The sequence below is a fragment of the Pseudomonas sp. D47 genome, assembly GCF_045447305.1.
GTDB lineage: Bacteria > Pseudomonadota > Gammaproteobacteria > Pseudomonadales > Pseudomonadaceae > Aquipseudomonas.
In genome coordinates this window covers 19,668-41,005 of record NZ_JBJGXU010000011.1, presented here as the reverse complement: position 1 = coordinate 41,005, position 21,338 = coordinate 19,668, and the positions used below count along the sequence as shown (strand labels likewise).

General features: G+C 60.9%; 20 protein-coding genes. 14 read left to right on the top strand and 6 right to left on the bottom strand.

Translation table 11 applies throughout. The annotated features are described in order from the left end of the window. Nucleotides 1-37 precede the first annotated feature (37 nt). The 6 genes from ACI77I_RS10300 to ACI77I_RS10275 all read left to right on the top strand — a co-directional run bounded on the left by ACI77I_RS10300 (nucleotide 38) and on the right by ACI77I_RS10275 (nucleotide 6,227). Nucleotides 38-655 (top strand): heme acquisition protein HasA, encoded by a 618-nt coding sequence (locus ACI77I_RS10300; RefSeq protein WP_242152812.1) that lies wholly within the window; start codon nucleotides 38-40, stop codon nucleotides 653-655. A gap of 171 nt (nucleotides 656-826) precedes the next feature. After that, the gene (locus ACI77I_RS10295) at nucleotides 827-2,563 is read left to right on the top strand and encodes a type I secretion system permease/ATPase (protein ID WP_406997440.1); all 1,737 of its coding nucleotides are present in this window, start codon (nucleotides 827-829) and stop codon (nucleotides 2,561-2,563) included. Next, nucleotides 2,560-3,885: an HlyD family type I secretion periplasmic adaptor subunit gene (locus tag ACI77I_RS10290; RefSeq protein ID WP_242152806.1), complete on the top strand. Its 1,326-nt coding sequence runs from the start codon at nucleotides 2,560-2,562 to the stop codon at nucleotides 3,883-3,885. Before ACI77I_RS10295 ends, ACI77I_RS10290 begins: the two co-directional genes overlap by 4 nt. After that, nucleotides 3,882-5,198 (top strand): TolC family outer membrane protein, encoded by a 1,317-nt coding sequence (locus ACI77I_RS10285; protein WP_406997439.1) that lies wholly within the window; start codon nucleotides 3,882-3,884, stop codon nucleotides 5,196-5,198. Before ACI77I_RS10290 ends, ACI77I_RS10285 begins: the two co-directional genes overlap by 4 nt. 136 nt (nucleotides 5,199-5,334) lie before the next feature. Continuing rightward, entirely contained in the window at nucleotides 5,335-5,763 is a 429-nt protein-coding gene (locus tag ACI77I_RS10280) for a DUF4160 domain-containing protein (protein ID WP_406997438.1), read from the top strand. Next, a complete protein-coding gene (locus ACI77I_RS10275; protein WP_406997437.1) occupies nucleotides 5,760-6,227 on the top strand; it encodes a DUF2442 domain-containing protein in 468 nt (155 codons plus the stop codon). Before ACI77I_RS10280 ends, ACI77I_RS10275 begins: the two co-directional genes overlap by 4 nt. Here ACI77I_RS10275 and trmA read toward each other — a convergent pair. Both trmA and ACI77I_RS10265 read right to left on the bottom strand, forming a co-directional pair. Next, the gene (trmA, locus tag ACI77I_RS10270) at nucleotides 6,210-7,289 is read right to left on the bottom strand and encodes a tRNA (uridine(54)-C5)-methyltransferase TrmA (protein ID WP_406997436.1); all 1,080 of its coding nucleotides are present in this window, start codon (nucleotides 7,287-7,289) and stop codon (nucleotides 6,210-6,212) included. The two genes, ACI77I_RS10275 and trmA, sit on opposite strands and share 18 nt — an antisense overlap. Next, a complete protein-coding gene (locus ACI77I_RS10265) occupies nucleotides 7,286-8,581 on the bottom strand; it encodes an NCS2 family permease (RefSeq protein WP_406997435.1) in 1,296 nt (431 codons plus the stop codon). The genes trmA and ACI77I_RS10265 overlap by 4 nt, the downstream gene beginning before the upstream one ends. Before the next feature lie 210 nt (nucleotides 8,582-8,791). Between ACI77I_RS10265 and ACI77I_RS10260 the strand changes: the two genes are divergently transcribed. The 4 genes from ACI77I_RS10260 (at nucleotide 8,792) to ACI77I_RS10245 (ending at nucleotide 13,023) form a co-directional block, all read left to right on the top strand. Continuing rightward, nucleotides 8,792-9,235 (top strand): DUF4879 domain-containing protein, encoded by a 444-nt coding sequence (locus ACI77I_RS10260; protein ID WP_094951680.1) that lies wholly within the window; start codon nucleotides 8,792-8,794, stop codon nucleotides 9,233-9,235. A gap of 97 nt (nucleotides 9,236-9,332) precedes the next feature. Then, entirely contained in the window at nucleotides 9,333-9,857 is a 525-nt protein-coding gene (locus ACI77I_RS10255) for a (2Fe-2S)-binding protein (protein WP_406997434.1), read from the top strand. Beyond that, on the top strand, nucleotides 9,854-10,843 hold the full coding sequence (locus ACI77I_RS10250) for a xanthine dehydrogenase family protein subunit M (protein ID WP_242152790.1): 990 nt from the start codon (nucleotides 9,854-9,856) through the stop codon (nucleotides 10,841-10,843). Before ACI77I_RS10255 ends, ACI77I_RS10250 begins: the two co-directional genes overlap by 4 nt. Then, a complete protein-coding gene (locus ACI77I_RS10245) occupies nucleotides 10,840-13,023 on the top strand; it encodes a xanthine dehydrogenase family protein molybdopterin-binding subunit (RefSeq protein ID WP_094951683.1) in 2,184 nt (727 codons plus the stop codon). The genes ACI77I_RS10250 and ACI77I_RS10245 overlap by 4 nt, the downstream gene beginning before the upstream one ends. Before the next feature lie 154 nt (nucleotides 13,024-13,177). Here the strand turns inward: ACI77I_RS10245 and ACI77I_RS10240 are convergent, their stop codons facing one another. Then, nucleotides 13,178-14,416, bottom strand: a complete 1,239-nt coding sequence (locus ACI77I_RS10240; protein ID WP_094951684.1) for an MFS transporter — start codon at nucleotides 14,414-14,416, stop codon at nucleotides 13,178-13,180. Nucleotides 14,417-14,749: 333 nt separating this feature from the next. Between ACI77I_RS10240 and ACI77I_RS10235 the strand changes: the two genes are divergently transcribed. Genes ACI77I_RS10235 through ACI77I_RS10225 form a run of 3 tightly spaced genes read left to right on the top strand, consistent with a single transcriptional unit; the run spans nucleotide 14,750 to nucleotide 17,378 of the window. Next, complete coding sequence (locus ACI77I_RS10235; protein WP_406997433.1) at nucleotides 14,750-16,189, top strand: cytochrome ubiquinol oxidase subunit I; 1,440 nt, start codon at nucleotides 14,750-14,752, stop codon at nucleotides 16,187-16,189. A gap of 1 nt (nucleotide 16,190) precedes the next feature. Next, entirely contained in the window at nucleotides 16,191-17,198 is a 1,008-nt protein-coding gene (cydB, locus tag ACI77I_RS10230) for a cytochrome d ubiquinol oxidase subunit II (protein ID WP_053258117.1), read from the top strand. 12 nt (nucleotides 17,199-17,210) lie between these two features. After that, nucleotides 17,211-17,378 carry a DUF2474 domain-containing protein gene (locus ACI77I_RS10225; RefSeq protein ID WP_010206690.1) on the top strand — a complete coding sequence of 56 codons (168 nt, stop codon included), beginning with the start codon at nucleotides 17,211-17,213 and terminating at the stop codon, nucleotides 17,376-17,378. 66 nt (nucleotides 17,379-17,444) lie between these two features. Here ACI77I_RS10225 and ACI77I_RS10220 read toward each other — a convergent pair whose 3' ends face one another. Continuing rightward, entirely contained in the window at nucleotides 17,445-18,569 is a 1,125-nt protein-coding gene (locus ACI77I_RS10220) for a methyltransferase (RefSeq protein WP_094951686.1), read from the bottom strand. Nucleotides 18,570-18,737: 168 nt separating this feature from the next. Continuing rightward, nucleotides 18,738-19,448, bottom strand: a complete 711-nt coding sequence (locus ACI77I_RS10215) for an autoinducer binding domain-containing protein (RefSeq protein ID WP_406997432.1) — start codon at nucleotides 19,446-19,448, stop codon at nucleotides 18,738-18,740. 455 nt (nucleotides 19,449-19,903) lie between these two features. Here ACI77I_RS10215 and ACI77I_RS10210 point away from each other — a divergent pair, with 455 nt between their 5' ends. Then, nucleotides 19,904-20,680, top strand: a complete 777-nt coding sequence (locus ACI77I_RS10210; RefSeq protein ID WP_094951688.1) for a ferredoxin--NADP reductase — start codon at nucleotides 19,904-19,906, stop codon at nucleotides 20,678-20,680. Nucleotides 20,681-20,735: 55 nt separating this feature from the next. Here the strand turns inward: ACI77I_RS10210 and mscL are convergent, their stop codons facing one another. Beyond that, nucleotides 20,736-21,152 carry a large-conductance mechanosensitive channel protein MscL gene (gene mscL / locus ACI77I_RS10205; RefSeq protein ID WP_094951689.1) on the bottom strand — a complete coding sequence of 139 codons (417 nt, stop codon included), beginning with the start codon at nucleotides 21,150-21,152 and terminating at the stop codon, nucleotides 20,736-20,738. Nucleotides 21,153-21,338 lie beyond the last annotated feature (186 nt).

The following is a 21,338-nucleotide window of genomic DNA, read 5'->3' as shown; positions in this document are numbered from 1 at the left end:
TGCTGATCAATAGCGTTGTTTATAACGAGGTTCAGTGATGACTATTTCTGTTAATTACGAGTCGGCTCTCGGTTCTATCTCGCTTTCGGACTACCTGACGGATTGGGCGATAGGCTTTGCGACCGCAGGCCACGGCACCGGTAATACCGGCGGCTTCAGCAACGGCACGTTTAGCGGCGACCAATACTCGACTCACGGTGCCCAGGGCTCCGAGTACGCTTTTATTGCCGACAGCAATACCAGCAATGGCCTGCACTATGTGTTCAACCCGACGCTGCCTGCCTCTGCCAACCAGAACCACTACCTGTGGGGCAACCTGGATAACGTCCAGTTGGGCACCGGCCTGAGCGGTGGCAGCGGCAGCGATTTCGACCTGAGCGGCTACAAAGCCGCCTTCAACGGCCTCGACCTGTCTGCCGCTGAAGGCGCGGGTCGTGTGGGTAACGAAGTGCAGAGCGTGATCTACGGCCTGATGCAAGGCAACACCACCGCGCTGGAAAGCGTGCTCAACAACCTGCTGGACGACTTCGGCCTGTCCACCGCATCGACCTTCGACCAACTGGCCGCTGCCGGGCTGGGTCACGCCACGCCATCGGCCGACGTTGCGCTGGTCGGCGTGCAAGACGTGGCGCAGGACTGGGCATTCGCTGCCTGAACGGCTGCTGCATGAAAAAAGCGAAGGGGAGATTGCTCTCCCGTTCGCCGCATGACACACCGCCGTCGCCAAGCCTTCTAATTCTTTATCGACGGCGGTGCCAAATTCTGCGCAGCGCCGTATCGCCCGTCAACGCGCCGGCGCTGCCCGCTTACCCCACGAGAATCCCAGATGCGCCACGCCGGCAACGAAACCCTGGCCGCCCTTACGGCCTATAAAAGTGGCTTCTTCAACATCGGCCTGTTCTCGGCGGTGATCAACCTGCTGATGCTCGCCCCGGCGCTGTACATGTTGCAGGTGTACGACCGGGTGCTGGCCTCGGGCAATCAGATGACCCTGCTGATGTTGACGCTGATGATCCTCGGCCTGTTCGGCCTGATGGGCGCATTGGAGTGGGTGCGCAGCCAAGTGGTGATCCGCCTCGGCACGCAAATGGACATGCGCCTGAACCAGCGGGTGTACGACGCCGCGTTCGAAGCGCAACTCAAGGGCGGCACCCAGGCGGCAGGCCAGGCCTTGAACGACCTGACCACGCTGCGCCAATTCGCCACCGGCCAGGCGCTGTTCGCGTTTTTTGATGCGCCGTGGTTTCCGGTGTACTTGCTGGTGATCTTCCTGTTCCACCCCTGGCTCGGCTTTTTGGCCCTGGGCGGCGCGGTGATTTTAATCGCGCTGGCGTGGGTCAACCATTATGTCAGCCAGGCCCCTATGGCTCAGGCCAGCCTGCTGTCTATCAGCGCCAGCCAGCAGGCCACGGCCAACCTGCGCAATGCTGAAACCATCGAAGCCATGGGCATGCTCGCCACCTTGCGCGGGCGCTGGTTCAGCCAGCATCAAGGGTTTCTCGCCCAGCAGAACCTGGCCAGCGAAAAGACCGCCGCTGTCACCGCCTGGTCCAAGGGCGTACGCCTGGCGTTGCAGTCGCTGGTGCTTGGTTTGGGCGCCTTGCTGGCCGTGCAGGGCGATATCACGCCGGGGATGATGATTGCCGGCTCGATCCTGATGGGCCGGGTGCTCAGCCCCATCGACCAGTTGATCGGCGTGTGGAAACACTGGAGTTCGGCGCGCATGGCCTATGGGCGGTTGTCGCAGATGCTGGCGGATAATCCGGCGCGACCGGCGCGTATGAGCTTGCCGGTGCCCAAGGGCCAATTGACCGTCGAGCACGTCAGCGCCTGCGCGCCGGGCAGCCGTCGGCCGGCGTTGGCCAACCTCGGTTTCAACCTGCCGGCCGGTGATGTACTCGGCGTGATCGGCCCATCGGGTTGCGGCAAATCCACCCTGGCCCGCGTGCTGGTCGGCGCTTGGGCGCCGCTGGCCGGCAAGGTTCGCCTGGACGGCGCCGACCTGACTCAATGGGACAAGCAGCAACTCGGCCCGCACATCGGCTACTTGCCCCAGGACATCCAATTGTTCGCCGGCAGCATCGCGCAAAACATCGCGCGGTTTGCCGAGGTGGAGGCCGACAAGGTCCTCGCCGCCGCACAACTGGCGGGCGTGCATGAGCTGATCCTGCAACTGCCCCAGGGCTACGACACGCAACTGGGGGAGGGCGGTGCCGGTTTGTCCGGTGGCCAGAAACAACGTGTGGCCCTGGCGCGTGCGCTGTACGGCCTGCCCGCGCTGATCGTGCTGGATGAACCCAACGCCAACCTCGATGAGGCGGGCGAGCAAGCCCTGCTCCAGGCTATCGCTCAACTCAAGCAGCAGCGTCGCAGCGTGATTTTGATTACCCACAAAGCCAACGTGCTGACCCTGACTGACCAACTGCTGATCCTCAAGGACGGCCAATTGCAGGCCTTCGGCCCGACCGCGCGGGTGTTGGAGGCGCGGCAGAAACCCACGACGACCAAACCGGTGTCGACCATGAGCATGAGCTACCGCCTCGGTGAAGGAAAACAGGCATGAGTCAGAGCAAGCCGGTGTGGGTCAGTGACCCGCCGAACAATGTGTTGGCGCTGGATGATAAAAAATACTCGCGCCTGGGCTGGCTGCTGGTACTCGGCGGCTTTGCCGGGTTTCTTGGCTGGGCGGCGCTGGCGCCGTTGGACAAGGGCGTGGCGGTGTCCGGCAAAGTGATGGTCTCGGGCCATCGCAAAACCGTGCAGCACCCCACGGGTGGCATCGTCGAACGCATCGAGGTGCGCGACGGTGAGGTGGTCAAGGCAGGCCAAGTGTTATTGCGCTTGAAGGAAACGCCGCTGCGCGGGCAGATGCAATCGCTGCGCAGCCAGTACCTGGCGTCACTGGCCAGCGAAGCGCGCTTGAGTGCCGAAAGCGAAGGGTTGCCGGCCATCGCTTTTGATCCCGAACTGCTCAATGAGCCGGATGCCGCCAGCGTCCTGAGTTTGCAGCGGCAGTTGTTCACCAGCCGCGCCCAGGCGCTGGCCACCGAGCAGCAAGGCCTGCGCGAAACCATCGCCGGGGCCGAGGCGCAGTTGCGCGGCACGCGGGATTCGCAAGCGAGCAAAGTCCAGCAACGCGCGGCGCTGAATGAACAGCTGCAAGGCCTGCGCGAGTTGGCGCGCGACGGTTATATCCCACGCAATCGCCTGCTCGACAGCGAGCGGCTGTACGCGCAGATCGACGGCACCATCGCCGAGGACTTCGGCCGCATCGGGCAGTTGCAGCGCCAGGTTCTCGAACTGCGTCTGCGCATCCGCCAGCTCGGCGAAGACTTCCAGAAAGACCTGCGCAGCCAGTTGGCTGATACCCGCACCCGCAGCGACGACTTGCGCAATCGCCTGGCTTCGGCGCAGTTCGAGCTGGCCAACAGCCTAGTACGCGCGCCCGCTTCCGGGGTAGTTGTCGGGCTGGATGTGTACACCGAAGGCGGCGTGATCAAACCCGGCCAGGCGCTGATGGACATCGTGCCCCAGGGCGAACCGCTGCTGGTGGAAGCGCGCGTGCCAGTGCAGATGATCGACAAAGTGCACCCGGGATTGCCGGTGGAGTTGTTGTTCTCGGCGTTCAACCAAGCCACCACGCCACGGGTAGCCGGTGAGGTGACGTTGGTGTCGGCAGACCGCCAGGTCGATGAGCGCACCGATGAGCCCTATTACACGCTGCGCGCCCAAGTCAGCGCTGCCGGCATGCAGCAACTGGACGGCGTGCAGGTTCGCCCGGGCATGCCGGTGGAAACCTTCGTCAAAACCGGTGAGCGTTCGATGCTCAACTACCTGTTCAAACCGCTGATGGACCGCACTCACATGGCCTTGGTGGAAGAATGAAGGCGCTGTTGTTTACCTTGTGTGTGAGCTGTGCGCCGGCGGCGAACGCCTTGGGTTTGTTGGACGCTTATGACTTTGCCCTACGCAACGATCCGATATTTCAGGCAGCCATTCAGGAGCGTGAAGCCGGTGAAGAGAACCGCGCAATCGGCCGGGCGGCGTTATTGCCGAATTTGTCGTGGAGCTACAACAACGCGCGCAACGAATCCGAAGTGACGGCGGGTGATGTCACCCGCGACCGCGACTACCGCAGCTACGCCTCCACCCTGACGCTGCAACAACCGCTGCTGGATTACGAAGCCTACGCGCGCTTTCGCCAGGGCACCGCCCAGGCGCTGATGGCCGATGAGCGCTTTCGCGGCAAGAGCCAGGAATTGGCCGTGCGTGTGCTCAGTGCGTACAGCCAGGCGTTGCTGGCCCAAGAGCGAATCGAGTTGAGCCGTGCGCAGAAACGCGCGTTTGCCGAACGCCTGCAACTCAATGACCGCCTGCTCAAAGGCGGTGAAGGTACGCGCACCGATGTGCTGGAAACCCAGGCGCGGTTGAGCCTGGCCCAGGCTGAAGAGATCGAATCCCTGGATGCCCAGGACAGCGCTTTGCGTGAGCTGGAAGCCATCGTCGGCCTACCGTTGCAGATCGAAGAGCTGGCGCCGCTCACCCGCCAATTCGAGATCCCGCCGCTGGAGCCGAACCGTTTCGACACGTGGCGCGAATTGGCCATGGCCAACAATCCGGAACTCAAATCCCAGCATCACGCGCTGGACGTGGCCGCTTATGAAGTGGAGCGCAAGCGCGCCGGGCATTTGCCCAAAGTCAGCCTGTACGCCAGCAGCCGCCAGACCCGCTCCGACTCGGAAAGCAGTTACAACCAGAAATACGACACCAATAGCGTCGGTATCCAGGTCAGCCTGCCGTTGTTTGCGGGTGGCTCGGTGTCGGCTTCCACGCGCCAGGCGGCTAATCAGCTGTCCCAGGCTCAGTACGCGCTGGATGCGCAAACCAGCACCACGCTGGTGGAGCTGCGAAAACAATTCAACCTCAACACCAGCGGCGCGGCGAAAGTGCGCGCCTATGAGATGGCCGTCAGTTCCGCCACCGCCTTGGTCACCGCGACGAAAAAAAGCGTCGGCGGCGGCGAGCGGGTCAACCTCGACGTGCTCGACGCTGAACAACAACTCTTCACCGCCCGCCGTGATTTGGCGAATGCGCGGCATGCGTATTTGCTGGCCAGGATTCAGTTGAAGTATTACGCGGGGTTGCTGAGCGAGCAGGACTTGCAGGCGTTGGCCGGTTATTTCCAGCCGTCGGCATGAGTGGTTACAACCCGGCATTCGCCGGGTTGTTCGTCGTTACTAATCTGTGAAACAGCTTCGGGATTTCGAAGCCGGTTGTCGGGCTGCACGGGGAAAAGTGTAACTTGACGGAAAACAACCTAACGGATGGGTTACGATGAAAGTAGGTGCTTACAAAGGATATGTAATCTCGGTGTTTCTCAGGGATGAGCATTGCCCGCCTCACGTGCATGTCAGGGGCAAGGAATGGGATGCACGGTTTCGTTTCAGTTTTCTGAATGGGGACGTGGAGTTGTGGGATATAGAGCCTGAACGGAGGCAGCCACCCACGGTGGTCCTGAGGGAAATACGTGAGGCAATAATGCAGCGGCACTACTTGGCGCGGGCACGCAGGATTTGGTGGGAGAAACTGCAAACGGTTTGTCTGGAGAATCATTCCTGGGATTGGGACGCTGGTGAGTTGGTTCAAGGGTTGGTCATTCGACGTGGTGTCTATGTCATCGCAAGCGCCCGGCACGACGTCGTAGAGCAACGGACAATTTTGAATCTGGTAAGAGCGCCAGATTGCGTGGGGATTAATGTATGAAAATCGTAAAAGCCAAAACTGTGCCCTATAAACCGCTCACTGAGGCGGATGTCGACAAGGCAATAGCCCGTGGGCGCAAATTGAAGCGTCTGTACGCCAACGCCAGCAATGTGCGTTACGAAGACAACTGCATTTCCATCGGTTTCAGCGACGGCAGCCGCATCGTGTTGCCGGTGGCTGGCCTGCCGGAGTTCAACGGGTTTTCCTTGGAGGATTTCCAGCAGTTGGAAGTCGGTTTTGGCGGCAAGGCACTTTGCTGTGAGGCCCGGGATCTGGATGTTTCGATCACGGGCCTGATCGCCACGAGCCAACCGTTGATGGATTTGGCGGCGAGCCTGGTAGCATCGCGCAACGGCCGCAAAAGCAGCGCCGCCAAGTCGGCGGCCGCCCGAGCCAACGGCAAGAAGGGCGGTCGACCACGCAAGAAGGAAGAAGAGGGCGTTGAATTACCGCCGGGTCAATAACACCCCGGATTCCATATGGTGCGTCCACGGGAACTGGTCAAACATCGCACACTGGGTAATCTGGTGCGTGTCATGCAGTTGCGCAATGTTCGCCGCCAACGTCTCCGGGTTGCAGGAGATGTACAGGATGTTATCGAAACGCCGGGTCAGCTCGCAGGTGTCCGGGTCCATGCCGGCACGCGGTGGGTCGACGAAGACGCTACCGAACGCGTAGCTTTTCAGGTCGACGCCGTGTAGGCGGCGGAACGGGCGCACTTCGTTGAGCGCCTCGGTGAGTTCTTCGGCAGACAGGCGCACCAGGGTGACGTTATCCACAGCGTTCTCATCAAGGTTGCTCAGGGCCGCATTCACTGAGGTCTTGCTGATCTCGGTGGCCAGCACGTTGCGCACACGGGTCGCCAGCGGCAGGGTGAAGTTGCCGTTGCCGCAGTACAGCTCCAGCAAATCATCCGGGCGATCGCCCAAGGCTTCATATGCCCAGTTGAGCATCTTCTGGTTTACCGTGCCGTTGGGCTGGGTAAATGCGCCTTCGGGTTGGCGATAGCTGAACGTACGACCGCCCACCTCGAGTTTTTCCACCACGTAGTCGCGGCCGATCACATCGCGCTTGCCCTTGGAGCGGCCGATGATGCTGACATTCAAGTCGGCAGCGAGCTTGTTGGCGGCCGTGTGCCAATGCTCGTCCAGCGGGCGGTGGTAGCACAGGGTGATCATCGCGTCGCCAGCCAAGGTGGTGAGGAACTCCACCTGGAACAGCTTGTGGCTCAGGGCGGCGCTGGCTTGCCAGGCGGCCTTGAGTGTCGGCATCAACTGGTTGATGCGTGCACTGGCGATGGGGAATTCTTCGATCAGGATCGGCGTGCGCTTGTCGTCCTGGGAAAACATCGCGTAGTGGCGCTCGCCGCCTTCGCGCCACAGGCGGAACTCCGCCCGCAGGCGGAAGTTCTGCAGCGGCGAATCGAAGACCTGTGGCTCGGGTGCGTCGAACGGTGCCAGCAGGTCACGCAAGCGCGTGACCTTGTCTTGCAGTTGAGCGGTGTAGCTTGCGGCGTCAAAAGTCATGCGTTGAACCAGCCCAGCTTGATCACAAACAGAATCGACAGGATCACCAGTGCCGGGTTCAGCTCACGGTAGCGGCCCGAAAGCAGCTTGATGGCGGTCCAGGCGATGAAACCGAAGGCGATGCCGTTGGCGATGGAATAAGTGAAGGGCATTGCCAGGGCGGTGATCACCACCGGCGCTGCAACAGTAATGTCGTCCCAGTCGATTTCGGCCAAGCCGGAGGTCATCAGCACGGCGACGAACAGCAAGGCTGGCGCGGTGGCGAAGGCCGGAACGCTGGCCGCCAGTGGCGAGAAGAACAGCGCCAGCAGGAACAGGATAGCGACCACGATGGCGGTTAAACCGGTACGGCCACCGGCGCTCACACCCGCAGCGGACTCGATGTAGCTGGTGGTGGTCGAGGTGCCCAGCAGGGAACCGGCCATGGCCGCAGTGCTGTCGGCGATCAGGGCACGGCCCATTTTTGGCATGTGGCCGTCTTTGCCCATCAGGCCGGCGCGCTTGGCGACGCCGATCAGGGTGCCGGAGTTGTCGAACAGGTCAACGAACAGGAACGCGAAGATCACGCTGATCAGGCCGATATCCAGGGCGCCTTTGATATCCAGCTGCAGGAAGGTCGGGGCCAGGGACGGTGGCATCGAGATCACGCCGCCGAACGGGGTGACATTCAACAGGATCGAGACAATGGTCACGGCCAGAATGCCGATCAGCACCGCACCGCGTACGGCCAGGGCTTCCAGCGCAACGATGAGGATAAAACCAAAGGTGGCCAGGATCGGCGCTGGTTTTTTCAAGTCGCCCAGGCCCACCAGCGTGTTCGGGTTGCCGACCACGATCCCGGCGTTGTGCAGGGCGATCAGCGCCAGGAACAGGCCGATACCGGCGGCAATCGCCGAGCGCAGGGGCAAGGGGATGCTGTTGATGATCCACTCACGGATGCGGAAGATCGACAGCAGGAAGAACAACACCGCCGAAATGAACACCGCGCCCAGCGCCACTTGCCAGGTGTGGCCCATGTGCAGCACCACGGTGTAGGTAAAGAAGGCGTTGAGGCCCATGCCCGGTGCCAGCGCGATCGGGTAGTTGGCGATCAGGCCCATCACGGTCGAACCGATGGCGGCCGCCAGGCACGTCGCGACAAACACCGCGCCCTTGTCCATCCCGGTCTCGCCGAGGATGCTCGGGTTCACGAACAGAATGTAGGCCATGGCCAGAAAGGTCGTGATCCCCGCGAGAATCTCGGTGCGCACATTGGTGTTGTGTGCCTTGAGTTGAAACAGCTTTTCCAGCATGCCGGCTCCCTGTGACGCTATTTTGCGTCGTTATTTGTTGACCTCTAAGTCAAAGCACAAACTGCGCCAAGCGCCTGTGGTTTCAGAGAGGATCGGAAAAAGCGGCGCATCATACCAGCAGCCGACGGCCAGTGGCGCATAGGCTTGGTTTTGATGGTGCATGGCCTTGAGGCATACTGCGCCGACGTTTAATTCAGGGTCGTTAACAGCATGAAAAAAGCCAACGCCAGCAGTCTAGCTCTGTTCGCCGTTATCGGCCTGGGGCTGGTGGCACCGGCTTGGGGCGCGACTGCACCGCCCTTGAGCGAGGTGCGCGTATTCAAGGTTGAATCGGCCGGTTGCACTGAGACCATCCCTGAGCGGGCGAGCAGTACCCAGATGTGCACGCACCGTGGGCCAACCCAGGTTTCAGTGATGGAGGTCGGCCTGGGCAAAAGTCCGATGGGCCGTTTCGATGGCGCGCAGTTGAACGGGCAGCGCACGCCGGTGTGCCAGGTCGGCACCATCAGCGAAGTGTGCAATGGCGCCGGCACCGTGATGGGCTACATCTATGTGTTCGACGTGAATGTCCAAGCGCCTGGCTGGTTCGAATACAGCAATGCCTCGATCAACGGCCCGCAAAACACCCTGAAGACGCTGCTCAATATCCGCTGATCAATTGCCTTGAACGCTCAATACCCCGGGAAGTCGTACCCCTTGAGACGGCGACTTTCCTGAACGCCGCGGATGGATACCAACCCGTGAGGTGTTTATGAGCGCAACCCCCAATGGCGCGGCGGCCAAGTCGTTCGCCAGTCACCCGATACGCTTGACCCTGAACGGGCAAGACCGCCACCTCGATGTGTTGCCCTGGACCACCCTGCTCGACCTTTTGCGCGAGCAGCTTGATCTGGTCGGCAGCAAAAAAGGCTGCGACCACGGCCAATGCGGCGCCTGCACCGTGTTGCGCGATGGTAAGCGCGTGAATGCCTGCCTGACGCTGGCGGTGATGTGCGATGGCGCCGAGCTGACCACCATCGAAGGCCTGGCCGACGGCGACGTGTTGCACCCGATGCAGCAGGCCTTCATCAAGCATGACGCCTTCCAGTGCGGCTACTGCACCCCCTGCCAGATCTGCTCCGCCGTCGGCCTGGCTAATGAGGGCCGTGCCCACGACACCGCACAGATCCAGGAATTGATGAGCGGCAACCTGTGCCGCTGCGGCGCCTACACCAACATCCGCGATGCCATCGAAGACGCCTTGCCCGCCTGCCGCGTGCGCGGAGGTGAGCAATGAATCCCTTCCAGTACAGCAAGCCGGCCGATGTGCACGAGGCCGTGCACCTGAGCAGCGCGGCGTCACGCTTTATCGCCGGTGGCACCAACCTGCTGGACCTGATGAAAGAAAACATCAGCCGCCCCGAACACTTGATCGATATCACTGGCCTGCCGCTGCAAGGCGTTGAACAAACCGCCAGTGGCGGCGTGATGATCGGCGCCTTAGTGAGCAATGCCGACCTGGCCTGGCACCCGCTGATCGAGGCGCGTTACCCATTGCTGTCCCAAGCGATCCTGGCCGGCGCCTCACCGCAACTGCGCAATATGGCCAGTACCGGCGGCAACTTGTTACAGCGCACCCGTTGCTACTACTTCTACGACGCCAGCGTGCCCTGCAACAAGCGCGAACCCGGCAGCGGCTGCCCGGCGCGCACCGGCTTGAACCGCATTCACGCGATCCTCGGCGCCAGCGAACACTGCGTGGCCACGCACCCTTCGGACATGTGCGTAGCCTTGGCGGCGCTGGAGGCGCGGGTGCATGTAGAGGGCCGTGGCGGCGCGCGGGTCATCGAGTTTGCCGACTTCCACCGACTGCCCGGCGACACACCGCAGCGCGACAACCTGCTGGCTGATGATGAATTGATCACCGCCATCGAACTGCCCGCCGACCAGTTGGCCAGTCATAGCCATTACCTGAAAATCCGCGACCGTGCGTCCTACGCCTTCGCCTTGGTCTCCGTCGCGGCCGCCCTCGAACTGGACGGCGACCAGATCATCGACGCCCGCCTGGCCCTTGGCGGCGTGGCGCACAAACCCTGGCGTGACCGTGCAGTGGAAGCCTCGCTGATTGGCCAGACGGTGAGCCGCGAAACCTTCAGCAACGCTGCCGACGCCTTGCTGCATGACGCCGAACCGCTGGAACACAACGGCTTCAAGATCAAACTCGCGCGGCGCGCGATTATCCGCGCCCTGAGCGATGCCGCGACTGCAGGAGAACGCCCATGACCGCTATCGGCAAACCCCTGGACCGCGTCGACGGTCTGCTCAAGGTGACCGGCCAAGCGCGCTATGCCGGTGAATTCCCAGATAAAGACTTGCTGCATGGCAGCGTGGTCTCCAGCACCATCGCCAAAGGCCGTGTCGTAAAAATCGATGCCTCCAAAGCCCTGGCCCTGCCGGGCGTGGTGAGGGTGCTCGACCACCTCAACCGGCCCCAACTTGCCAGCTACGACGATGCCTTTGCCGACGCCGATGCGGCCGACGGTTCCCCGTTCCGCCCGCTTTATAACGACCGCGTCCTTTATAGCGGCCAACCCTTGGCCTTGGTGATCGCCGACAACCTGGAACTGGCGCGGTATGCCGGTTCTCTGGTCGAGATCGAGTACGCAAGCGAAGCCTTTGAAACCGACCTGGTGGCCATGCAGGAACAGGCGTACCCATCGCCGCAAACGCCCCCCAAGCCACGCGGTAACTTCCAGGCCGAGTGGGCCACTGCGGCCGTCAGCCTCGACGTGCACTACAGCACGCCCATTGAGCACCACAACCCGATGGAACCCCACGCCAGTACCGTGCTGTATCAGCCGGACGGCACCCTGCACATCCACGACAAGACCCAAGGCCCGCAGAACTGCCAGGCCTATGTGCAAAAAGTCTTCGGGCTGGATAAAAGCCAGGTGCGGATTTTTGCCGCGTTCGTTGGTGGCGCCTTCGGCTCGGGCCTGCGCCCGCAGTACCAATTGCCCCTGGCAGTGATGGCCGCGCTGGCGCTCAAGCGTTCGGTGCGCGTAACCCTGACGCGCCAACAGATGTTCACCTTCGGCTACCGCCCGCGCACTTTGCAGCGCTTGCAGATGGGCGCCGCTGCCAATGGCCGCCTGCTGGCATTGGGGCACACCGCGATTGGCCAGACCTCACGCTTCGAAGAATTCAGCGAACACGTGGTGGAATGGAGCGGCATGCTTTACCACTGCGACAACGTGCAGTTGACCTACAACCTGGTGCCGCTGGACGTGTTCACCCCGCTGGATATGCGCGCGCCAGGCGCCGCGTTGGGCGTGATCGGCCTGGAATGCGCCATGGACGAACTGGCCTGTGCGCTGGGCATGGACCCGGTGCAACTGCGCCTGATCAACTACGCCGAGCGTAACCAGAACGAAGACAAGCCCTGGTCGAGCAAAGCCCTGCGCGAGTGTTACAGCGAAGGCGCCGAACGCTTCGGCTGGAGCCAGCGCAACCCGGAGCCGCGCAGCATGCGTGACGGCAACCAGTTGATCGGCTGGGGCATGGCCGGTGGCGTGTGGGAAGCCTTGCAGATGAAGGCCAGCGCCAAGGCGCGGATCGACGCCGAGGGCAAATTGACGGTGAGCAGCGCCACCACCGATATCGGCACCGGCACTTACACGGTGATGACCCAGATTGCCGCCCAAGCCAGTGGCGTGCCGATGGCTGATATCAGCTTTTTGCTGGGGGACTCGTCATTGCCCACGGCGCCGTTGCAGGGTGGCTCGTTTACCGTGTCGTCGGTCGGCACCGCCGTGCAGCAGGCCTGTGAAGCGCTGAATGCCAAACTGCTGAAAGTCGCCCGCCAGACTTACCCGGTATTCAAGGATGCTGAAGCGGTGCGCTTTGAAGACGGCCAACTGCATACCGGTGACGTGCGTGTATCGCTGGCGCAACTGGTTAAAGACAGCGGCGACGATGCCTTGCAAGTGCAGGTCGACAGCGAGCCGGGCAAGCAACGCGAGGGTTACGCCTCGGCGACGCACTCGGCGGTGTTTGTGGAAGTTCGGGTCGACGAAGACCTGGGCATCATCAAGGTCAGCCGAGTCGTCAGCGCGATTGCGGCTGGGCGCGTGGTCAACCCGAAGATGGCCCGCAGCCAGATTCTCGGCGGCGTGGTCTGGGGGATTGGCATGGCGCTGCATGAAGAAACCCAGATCGACCATCAACTGGGGCGCTACATGAACCACAGCCTGGCTGAGTACCACATCCCGGTAAATGCCGACATCGGCGACATTGAGGTGATTTTTGTCGAAGAACATGACGCGATCGTCAACGCCTTGGGTTCCAAGGGCGTAGGCGAGATCGGCATAGTCGGCGTGGCGGCGGCGGTGGCGAACGCGATTTATCACGCCACCGGGAAGCGGGTACGGGACTTTCCCATCACCCTGGATAAGGTGCTGTAGCGCACACCTTCAAACCACTGAAGAACCCATGTGGGAGCCGGGCTTGCCCGCGATAGCGGTGGGGCAGCCATCAATCCGGTGCTGACCCACCGCTATCGCAGGCAAGCCAGCGCCCACATTTACTGTATTCCAACATCAGACCAGGTGGCGGGGCTTATTGCTTTGCCTCTTCCACCGGCACATGCATACGGTCGCGATTGGCCAGGGTCGGGAACAGTTTTATCCACACCCCAGTCACCAGCAGCGTGCCGATCCCACCCATGACCACGGCGGGCACGGTGCCGAACCAGTGGGCAGTGATGCCCGATTCGAACTCGCCCAGTTGATTGGATGCGCCGATAAATAGGCCGTTTACCGCGCTGACACGGCCACGCATTTCATCCGGGGTTTCCAGCTGCACGAACGACGCGCGGATGACCATGCTGATCATGTCCGCTGCACCCAGCACTACCAGCACCGCCAGCGAGAACCAGAACGATGTCGACAGGCCGAAGGCGATGGTCGCTACGCCGAACACCCCCACGGCGGTGAACATCACGCGGCCGACCTTGCGGTCCACCGAGAACCGCGCCAGCCACAACGACATCAGCAAAGCGCCCACCGCCGGCGCCGAGCGCAGCAGGCCCAGGCCCCAGGCGCCGGTCAGCAGGATGTCCTTGGCGAACACCGGCAGCAACGCGGTGGCGCCGCCCAGCAGCACGGCGAACAGGTCCAGGGAGATCGCGCCGAGAATGTCCGGGCGGCTGCGGATAAAGCGAATCCCGGCCAACAGCGAATCCATAGTTGCCTTGGCTTTGTTCAGCGGGGTCTGGCGGGCGGGCAGATTAAGGGTCAGCACGCAGGCGATCAGGTACAGCGCCACTGTTGGGCCATACACCCACACGCTGCCAAATGCATACAGCAAGCCGCCGAGTGCCGGCGCGACGATGGTCGCCAGTTGCTGCGCCGACTGTGACGAGGCCACGGCCCGTGGGAACAGCGCGCTGGGCACGATGCTCGGCAGCATCGCCTGGGTGGTGGGCATTTCAAACGAGCGCGCGGCGCCAAGCAAGAAGGCGAGGATAAAGATCATCTCGCGGGTCACGTTGCCGGTCAGGCCGCCGATGGCCAGGGACAGGGCAATCAACGCCTGTACGGTCTGGCAGAGGGCGGCGACCTTGCGCCGCTCATAGCGGTCGGCCACATGCCCGGTGTGCAGCATGAACAGCACGCGCGGTATGAATTCCACCAGGCCGACCAAGCCCAGGTCCAGCACATTGCCGGTCAGTTGGTAGAGGTTCCAGCCGATCGCCACGGTGAGCATCTGGAAGCCGCTGGCCGTAAAGATCCGCGCCAGCCAGAACGCGATGAAAGGGCGGTGGTGACGCAACAGCAACGCAGGTTCACTAGGCATCGGCAATGGAGATCAGGAGCGGAGGGAATGGCGAGATTAGCATTAAGTTGTAACAAACAGTTGCCAGCTTTTAAATAAGGGCGCGCAGCTGAGACAAGCTGTCACGCGGCAAAACACCACACAGTTCGATCCTGAAAATAGGACTACTCTTTCAGCAATGCTTGATCCAGATCAAAACCAGCCCCGGGATTGTTCTGGCGGCCGAAAGGCCAGATTCCCTGCGTGGTTGGTTAAAAAAAGAAACGAATTGAAATTCGCCACACTCCATATCCGTGGGGGCAGTGGGTGCAGGCTCCCAGCCAGCAGCCGGTATTACCTGACAGAGGAAGACTTATGTTCGGTTTGGAGGCGCTAGATCTCGCCCGAATTCAATTCGCGTTCACCATTTCGTTCCACATCCTGTTCCCGGCGATCACCATCGGCCTGGCCAGTTACCTTGCGGTGCTGGAAGGCTTGTGGCTCAAGACCCATAACGACACGTACCGTGACCTCTACCATTTCTGGTCGAAGATCTTTGCCGTCAACTTCGGCATGGGTGTGGTCTCAGGCTTGGTCATGGCCTACCAGTTCGGCACCAACTGGAGCCGCTTCTCGGACTTCGCTGGCGCCGTTACCGGGCCGTTGCTGACGTACGAAGTGCTCACGGCCTTCTTCCTCGAGGCCGGTTTCCTCGGGGTGATGCTGTTCGGCTGGAACAAGGTGGGGCGCAAGCTGCACTTCTTTTCCACGGTGATGGTGGCCGTCGGCACGTTGATCTCGACCTTTTGGATTCTTGCCTCCAACAGCTGGATGCAGACGCCGCAAGGCTTTGAAATCATCGACGGTCGCGTGATTCCTACCGACTGGCTGGCGGTGATCTTCAACCCGTCGTTCCCCTACCGCCTGATGCACATGGCCACGGCGGCCTTTGTCGCCACCGCGTTCTTCGTCGGTTCTTCGGCGGCCTGGCACTTGCTGCGTGGCAAGGACACCCCGGCGATCCGCACCATGCTGTCGATGGCGATGTGGATGGCCCTGATCGTGGCGCCTATCCAGGCGGTGATCGGCGACTTCCATGGCCTCAACACCCTCAAGCACCAACCGGCGAAAATCGCCGCGATTGAAGGCCACTGGGAAAATATCGGCAACGAGCCGACGCCGCTGATCCTGTTCGGCTGGCCCGACATGAAAGCCGAGAAAACCAAATACGCGGTTGAGATCCCGTACCTGGGCAGCCTGATCCTGACGCACTCCCTGGACAAACAGGTGCCGGCGCTCAAGGATTTCCCGCCTGAAGACCGCCCCAACTCGACCATTGTGTTCTGGTCGTTCCGGGTCATGGTGGGCCTGGGCTTCCTGATGATCTTCACCGGTTTGTTCAGCCTGTGGCTGCGCCGTGGCGGCAAGATGTACACGTCCAGGCCGTTCCTGTACCTGGCGTTGTGGATGGGCCCGTCCGGCCTGATCGCGATTCTCGCCGGTTGGTTTACCACCGAAATCGGCCGCCAACCGTGGGTGGTCTACGGGCTGATGCGCACGGCGGACGCTTCGTCCGGGCATAGCCTGGCGCAGATGACGATCACCCTGGTGCTGTTCGTGGTGGTGTACTTCGCGCTGTTTGGTGCAGGGTTGGGCTACATGATGCGCCTGGTGCGCAAAGGGCCGCAGACCCACGAAGGCAGCGAGCCGACCCACGGTGGGCCTGGCCAGAAACGCACACCGGCGCGTCCGTTGTCCGCCGCCGATGATGGCAGCGATGACGAGCACGCCCACATCCAGCACAAGGGGAATTGAGATGGGTATTGATCTTCCGCTGATCTGGGCTGTGATCATCATCTTCGGCATCATGATGTACGTGGTCATGGACGGCTTCGACCTGGGTATCGGCATTCTCTTTCCGTTTATTCCGGGCAAAGTCGACCGTGACGTGATGATGAACACCGTCGCCCCGGTCTGGGACGGTAACGAAACCTGGCTGGTACTGGGTGGCGCGGCGTTGTTCGGCGCGTTCCCACTGGCCTATTCGGTGGTGTTGTCGGCGCTGTACCTGCCGTTGATCCTGATGCTGATCGGGCTGATCTTCCGGGGCGTGGCCTTCGAGTTTCGCTTCAAGGCCAAGGACGATAAACGTCACCTGTGGGACAAGGCGTTTATCGGCGGCTCTATCGCGGCGACGTTCTTTCAGGGCGTGGCGCTGGGGGCGTTTATCGACGGCATTCCGGTGGTGAACCGTCAGTTTGCCGGTGGTTCGCTCGACTGGGCCACGCCGTTCACGATGTTCTGCGGCGTTGCGCTGGTCGTCGCCTATGCCTTGCTCGGTTGCACCTGGCTGATCATGAAGACCGAAGGCAAGTTGCAGGAGCAGATGCATAACCTGGCGCGGCCGTTGGCCTTCGTGGTGTTGGCGGTGATCGGTATCGTCAGCCTGTGGACGCCGCTGGCGCACCCGGAAATCGCTTCGCGCTGGTTCACCCTGCCAAACCTGTTCTGGTTCCTGCCGGTGCCGATCCTGGTGCTGGTGACCATGTACGGTTTGATCCGTGCGGTGGCGCGTAATGCGCACTACACGCCGTTCCTGCTGACGTTGGTACTGATCTTCCTCGGCTACAGCGGCCTGGGCATCAGCCTGTGGCCGAACATCATCCCGCCGTCGGTTTCCATCTGGGACGCCGCTGCGCCGCCGCAAAGCCAGGGCTTCATGCTGGTGGGTACCTTGTTCATCATCCCGTTCATCCTGGGCTACACCTTCTGGAGCTACTACGTGTTCCGCGGCAAGGTCACCCACGAAGACGGTTATCACTAGGAGGGTTGTTTCATGTCCGGCAAACCGTCGTTGCACGAGATCGAACAGGCCGAGAAACAGCCGTTGTGGCGGCGCCTTGGGTGGCTGGCGATGATCTGGACCGGCAGCGTGCTGGCCCTGTTTGTCGTGGCCAGCCTGATGCGCATGTTCATGAATGCGGCCGGCTTGACCACTCACTGACATCCCAATCCGGGCCTTGCGGCCCGGCTTTTCAGCCCTGCCTTTTGCAAGAATGGCAGGGTTTTTTTATTTGCGCGCTTTGAGAATCACGAACTTCGGCGTGGCCGCGACCTGTTCGACGCCACGGAATAAACGCGCCAATTTGCTGTGATAGCCCAAATGGCGGTTGCCGACGATATACAGCGCACCGCCCACCACCAAGGCTTCGCGAGCTTGTTGGAACATGCGCCAGGCGAGGAAGTCGCCGACCACTTGCTGCTGGTGAAACGGCGGGTTGCACAGCACCACGTCCAAGGAGTCGGGGGCCTGGCCGGCCAAGCCATCGTCGGCGCGCACGAGCACATCGCGTGCACCGAGGGCCGCCTGCCAGTTCTCGGCCGCTGACTGCACGGCCATGTAAGACTCATCCACCAGCGTGTACTGCGCATCGGGGTTTTGCAGCGCACTGGCGATCGCCAATACGCCATTGCCGCAGCCCAGGTCCGCCACGCGTGCGTTGCCGAGGTTTTTGGGCAGGTGTGGGAGGAAGGCGCGGGTGCCGATGTCCAGGCCTTCGCGGCAGAACACGTTGGCGTGATTGAGCAATTCGATGGCCGCAGTGTCCAGGGTGTAACGGGTCGGGTAGGGCGACACGGCGGTTGGGCGGTCTGCAACCGTCGCAATCAGCAGCCGGGCTTTTTTCACCGCCAACGAGGCGTGCATCGGGCCGATATAGCGCTCCAGCAATTCGCCTGCCGCCCGTGGCAGGTGCTTGACCATCGCCCCAGCGATCACTTCGGCGCCCGGCGCCAAGTGCCCCTGCAGGCGGATCAGCTGTTCTTCCAGCAAGGCGAGGGTTTTCGGCACGCGGATCAGCACGCGATCGAATGGACCTGTCGGCACCTGGCTGGCAGGGATAAACGCCACCGCATCAAACGCCTTGCCGTTGCGCACCAGGTTTTTCTCAAGGCCCTGGGCTGCGAGAAACGAGTCGCCACTGGACGTTACCTGCACTTGGCCTGCGAGGCTGGCCGCCAGGGCGCCAAAGCTGTCATTGAGCACCAGCACACGGGTTGCCGCGTTGGGCTGCTGCTCGGCCAAGTAGCTGAGCAAGTACTCGTCGGCGGCGTCGAAGGCCTGCAGCGGGTCATTGTGTTGCTCAGGCTGGCGGATCAAATCGAGTTGGGCGAAGGGGCTGTCAAGCAGGGGCATGGCGGGGCAGGCTCTGGGTCATCGATGGGCGTTGGGCGGGTGCGGGCATCCGGCGCAACCATCTGAGTGAACAGCGAGGCACTCCCGATGGGGCTGCATCAACACTCAGAATTGGGCGTAAATGTTACTTTTTTTTAGGCGGGATTACATGCGGTGATTCAACGCGGGCTAAAACAAGCCTGCTTTAGAGGCACAGAGCACAGCGGCGATCTTATTATTGACCCCCAGTTTCTTGAGGCAACTGCTGATATGAAAGCCCACGGTACGCTCTGACAGGCAGAGGATCGTGGCGATGTCCGAAGCCGTCTTACCCATGGCCGACCATCTGAGAATTTCTGTTTCCCGTGGGGTCAGCTTGCAAGGCGGCGTGAGGCTCGGTGTGTCGGCATATTTCTGTGCCACCACGGCGTGCATGGCGTGACACAGCCACAGCACCTGGCCGGCTTTTTCGTAAAGCTCATCAGGGCTGACTTCGCCGCTACTTCGGCCCAACGTCAGCATGCTGAACACGCCCTGGAAGTCGTGTACGGATTGGGTCCAGCCCAGATGCACCCCAAATGACTGGGCCAGCTCCCATAAGCTGGGCGTGGTGCTGAAGGCTTTTTCATCCCACACAATCGGCATTACGCTGCGTTTGCAGTGGGCGACTACTGGGTCTACATCGAAGAACTGCGCTTGGCTATAAAGTGTGTTCCATTCATTTGGATAGTTATTCAAATGAATAGGTTTAGTTGGATTGTTGGCTTGTTGTGAGCTCATCGTGAAAGAGCAGTATTCAAATCCAAGTTGGTAGGTGTGATTGATGAGCATCTCATAAACAGTGGTGATTTTGTTCTCACCCTCCAGTTTGGGGAGTCTTGTATTGCGCCAGTTAACCATCGGGAACTCTCCATGAGTGTGATGCGGATTGGGGACGTCCTGACTCCCAATGTGATTCGGAAAGGATTGTAGGATAAATCCTACGCACAAGGTGTGAAATAAATTTGCCAGTCGTTCGTATTTCATTTGCCTAAAGTTGTGCAGGTAATCGTATGTTGTATAAGTGATGTCAGCGGTTGGAAAATCTTATTGATTTGAATGTTTTGATGGTGATGTTAATTTGAAGGCACCTGTCTTCACTGCACCCTCTAATAGCTGCCTGAAAGGTGCGAAATAGCTAAATGATTAGTTGGAAAGTGTTATGCCAAGCTTCGATGTAAAGGCCTCGAAACACTGACCCTTTCGCGTTCGATACGGTCTGTCAGCACCCGGGCAGCGGCATACCAGTACAAACCAGCGGTGTTTCCCTGAACGACTTTGAGGGACACTAGGGCACCTGTTCAACGGAGCCCCCCATGACGGCCAGTGCTGAGAAATTTACCCGCCAGACCTTGCTCGACGTGCAATCGCTGACCCCCAGCCTGTTTACCCTGCGTACCACGCGAGACCCAGGCTTTCGGTTTACTGCAGGCCAGTTCGTGCGCCTGGGCGTGGCAAAGGCGGACGGCAGTACCGTATGGCGGGCCTACTCCATTGTGTCCTCACCGTTTGACGAACACTTGGACTTCTTCTCTATCGTCGTTCCGGGGGGCGAATTCACCAGTGAGTTGAGCCGCCTGCAGGTGGGCGATACGTTGCTGGTTGAGCGCCAAGCCACTGGCTTCCTGACCCTGAACCGCTTTGTGGACGGGCGTGATTTGTGGTTGTTGGGCACCGGAACCGGGGTGGCACCGTTCCTGTCGATCCTGCAGGACTTCGAAGTGTGGGAGAAATTTGAGCGCATCGTGCTGGTGTACAGCGCCCGTGAGGCCAAAGAGCTTGCGTATCAGGCGCTCATCCGCGAGTTGGGCGAGCGTGAGTACCTGGCGGAGTACGCCCATAAGCTCACGTACATCCCCACCGTTACCCGTGAGCAGCACCCCGGCGCGCTGAATGGGCGAATCACTGCGTTGATCGAGAATGGCGAACTGGAGCGCGCTGCCGGCGTACCACTGACTGCAGAACACTCCCGTGTGCTGATTTGCGGCAACCCACAGATGGTCGATGACACACGCCAACTGCTCAAGCAACGCGACATGCAACTGAGCCTGAGCCGTCGCCCTGGCCAAGTGGCCGTGGAAAATTACTGGTAGCGGCTAATAAAAAAGGCGCCTGTCATAGGCGCCTTTTTTGCCAAGCCCTTGCTGGTTAAAGCGGCTTGTCGTTCTGCGCCTTGAGCAGATCGCGGATCTCGCCCAGCAGCAGTTCTTCCTTGGTCGGTGTCGGCGGCAAGCTTGGGGCCACAGCCTCTTCGCGCTTCAGGCGGTTGATAGCTTTTACGCCCATGAAGATGGCGAAGGCGACAATCACGAAATCAATCACGCTCTGGATGAACTTGCCATACGCCAAGACAACGGCCGGCACATCACCCTGCGCTGCCTTGAGTGTTATCGCCAGGTCCGCAAAGTCCACGCCGCCGATCAGCAGACCGATGGGTGGCATCACGACGTCGCCTACAAACGAGGAAACAATCTTGCCGAAGGCGGCGCCGATGATGATACCGACGGCCATATCGACCACATTGCCTTTGACCGCGAAGGCCTTGAACTCACTGATCACGCCCATAGGTTATTCCTTGTTACAGATTAGAAGGGTGGAGGTCAGTGTAAGTCAGTCGTAGAAGGCTTGCGCGACACAACCGTTAACACTGTCGATTTTTATCGACACATTAAATCGCAAATAGTTTGCACATTGCCACCAGTCGCGCGCGGATTACTCGCCATTTCAGTGGGTTACCACACTATTTTCTTA

Excerpts from the sequence above, each read along its gene's own strand:
- ACI77I_RS10300 (WP_242152812.1), top strand. The coding sequence starts at position 38 with ATGACTATTTCTGTTAATTACGAGTCGGCTCTCGGTTCTATCTCGCTT.
- ACI77I_RS10295 (WP_406997440.1), top strand. The coding sequence starts at position 827 with ATGCGCCACGCCGGCAACGAAACCCTGGCCGCCCTTACGGCCTATAAA.
- ACI77I_RS10290 (WP_242152806.1), top strand. The coding sequence starts at position 2,560 with ATGAGTCAGAGCAAGCCGGTGTGGGTCAGTGACCCGCCGAACAATGTG.
- ACI77I_RS10285 (WP_406997439.1), top strand. The coding sequence starts at position 3,882 with ATGAAGGCGCTGTTGTTTACCTTGTGTGTGAGCTGTGCGCCGGCGGCG.
- ACI77I_RS10280 (WP_406997438.1), top strand. The coding sequence starts at position 5,335 with ATGAAAGTAGGTGCTTACAAAGGATATGTAATCTCGGTGTTTCTCAGG.
- ACI77I_RS10275 (WP_406997437.1), top strand. The coding sequence starts at position 5,760 with ATGAAAATCGTAAAAGCCAAAACTGTGCCCTATAAACCGCTCACTGAG.
- trmA (WP_406997436.1), bottom strand. The coding sequence starts at position 7,289 with ATGACTTTTGACGCCGCAAGCTACACCGCTCAACTGCAAGACAAGGTC.
- ACI77I_RS10265 (WP_406997435.1), bottom strand. The coding sequence starts at position 8,581 with ATGCTGGAAAAGCTGTTTCAACTCAAGGCACACAACACCAATGTGCGC.
- ACI77I_RS10260 (WP_094951680.1), top strand. The coding sequence starts at position 8,792 with ATGAAAAAAGCCAACGCCAGCAGTCTAGCTCTGTTCGCCGTTATCGGC.
- ACI77I_RS10255 (WP_406997434.1), top strand. The coding sequence starts at position 9,333 with ATGAGCGCAACCCCCAATGGCGCGGCGGCCAAGTCGTTCGCCAGTCAC.
- ACI77I_RS10250 (WP_242152790.1), top strand. The coding sequence starts at position 9,854 with ATGAATCCCTTCCAGTACAGCAAGCCGGCCGATGTGCACGAGGCCGTG.
- ACI77I_RS10245 (WP_094951683.1), top strand. The coding sequence starts at position 10,840 with ATGACCGCTATCGGCAAACCCCTGGACCGCGTCGACGGTCTGCTCAAG.
- ACI77I_RS10240 (WP_094951684.1), bottom strand. The coding sequence starts at position 14,416 with ATGCCTAGTGAACCTGCGTTGCTGTTGCGTCACCACCGCCCTTTCATC.
- ACI77I_RS10235 (WP_406997433.1), top strand. The coding sequence starts at position 14,750 with ATGTTCGGTTTGGAGGCGCTAGATCTCGCCCGAATTCAATTCGCGTTC.
- cydB (WP_053258117.1), top strand. The coding sequence starts at position 16,191 with ATGGGTATTGATCTTCCGCTGATCTGGGCTGTGATCATCATCTTCGGC.
- ACI77I_RS10225 (WP_010206690.1), top strand. The coding sequence starts at position 17,211 with ATGTCCGGCAAACCGTCGTTGCACGAGATCGAACAGGCCGAGAAACAG.
- ACI77I_RS10220 (WP_094951686.1), bottom strand. The coding sequence starts at position 18,569 with ATGCCCCTGCTTGACAGCCCCTTCGCCCAACTCGATTTGATCCGCCAG.
- ACI77I_RS10215 (WP_406997432.1), bottom strand. The coding sequence starts at position 19,448 with ATGGTTAACTGGCGCAATACAAGACTCCCCAAACTGGAGGGTGAGAAC.
- ACI77I_RS10210 (WP_094951688.1), top strand. The coding sequence starts at position 19,904 with ATGACGGCCAGTGCTGAGAAATTTACCCGCCAGACCTTGCTCGACGTG.
- mscL (WP_094951689.1), bottom strand. The coding sequence starts at position 21,152 with ATGGGCGTGATCAGTGAGTTCAAGGCCTTCGCGGTCAAAGGCAATGTG.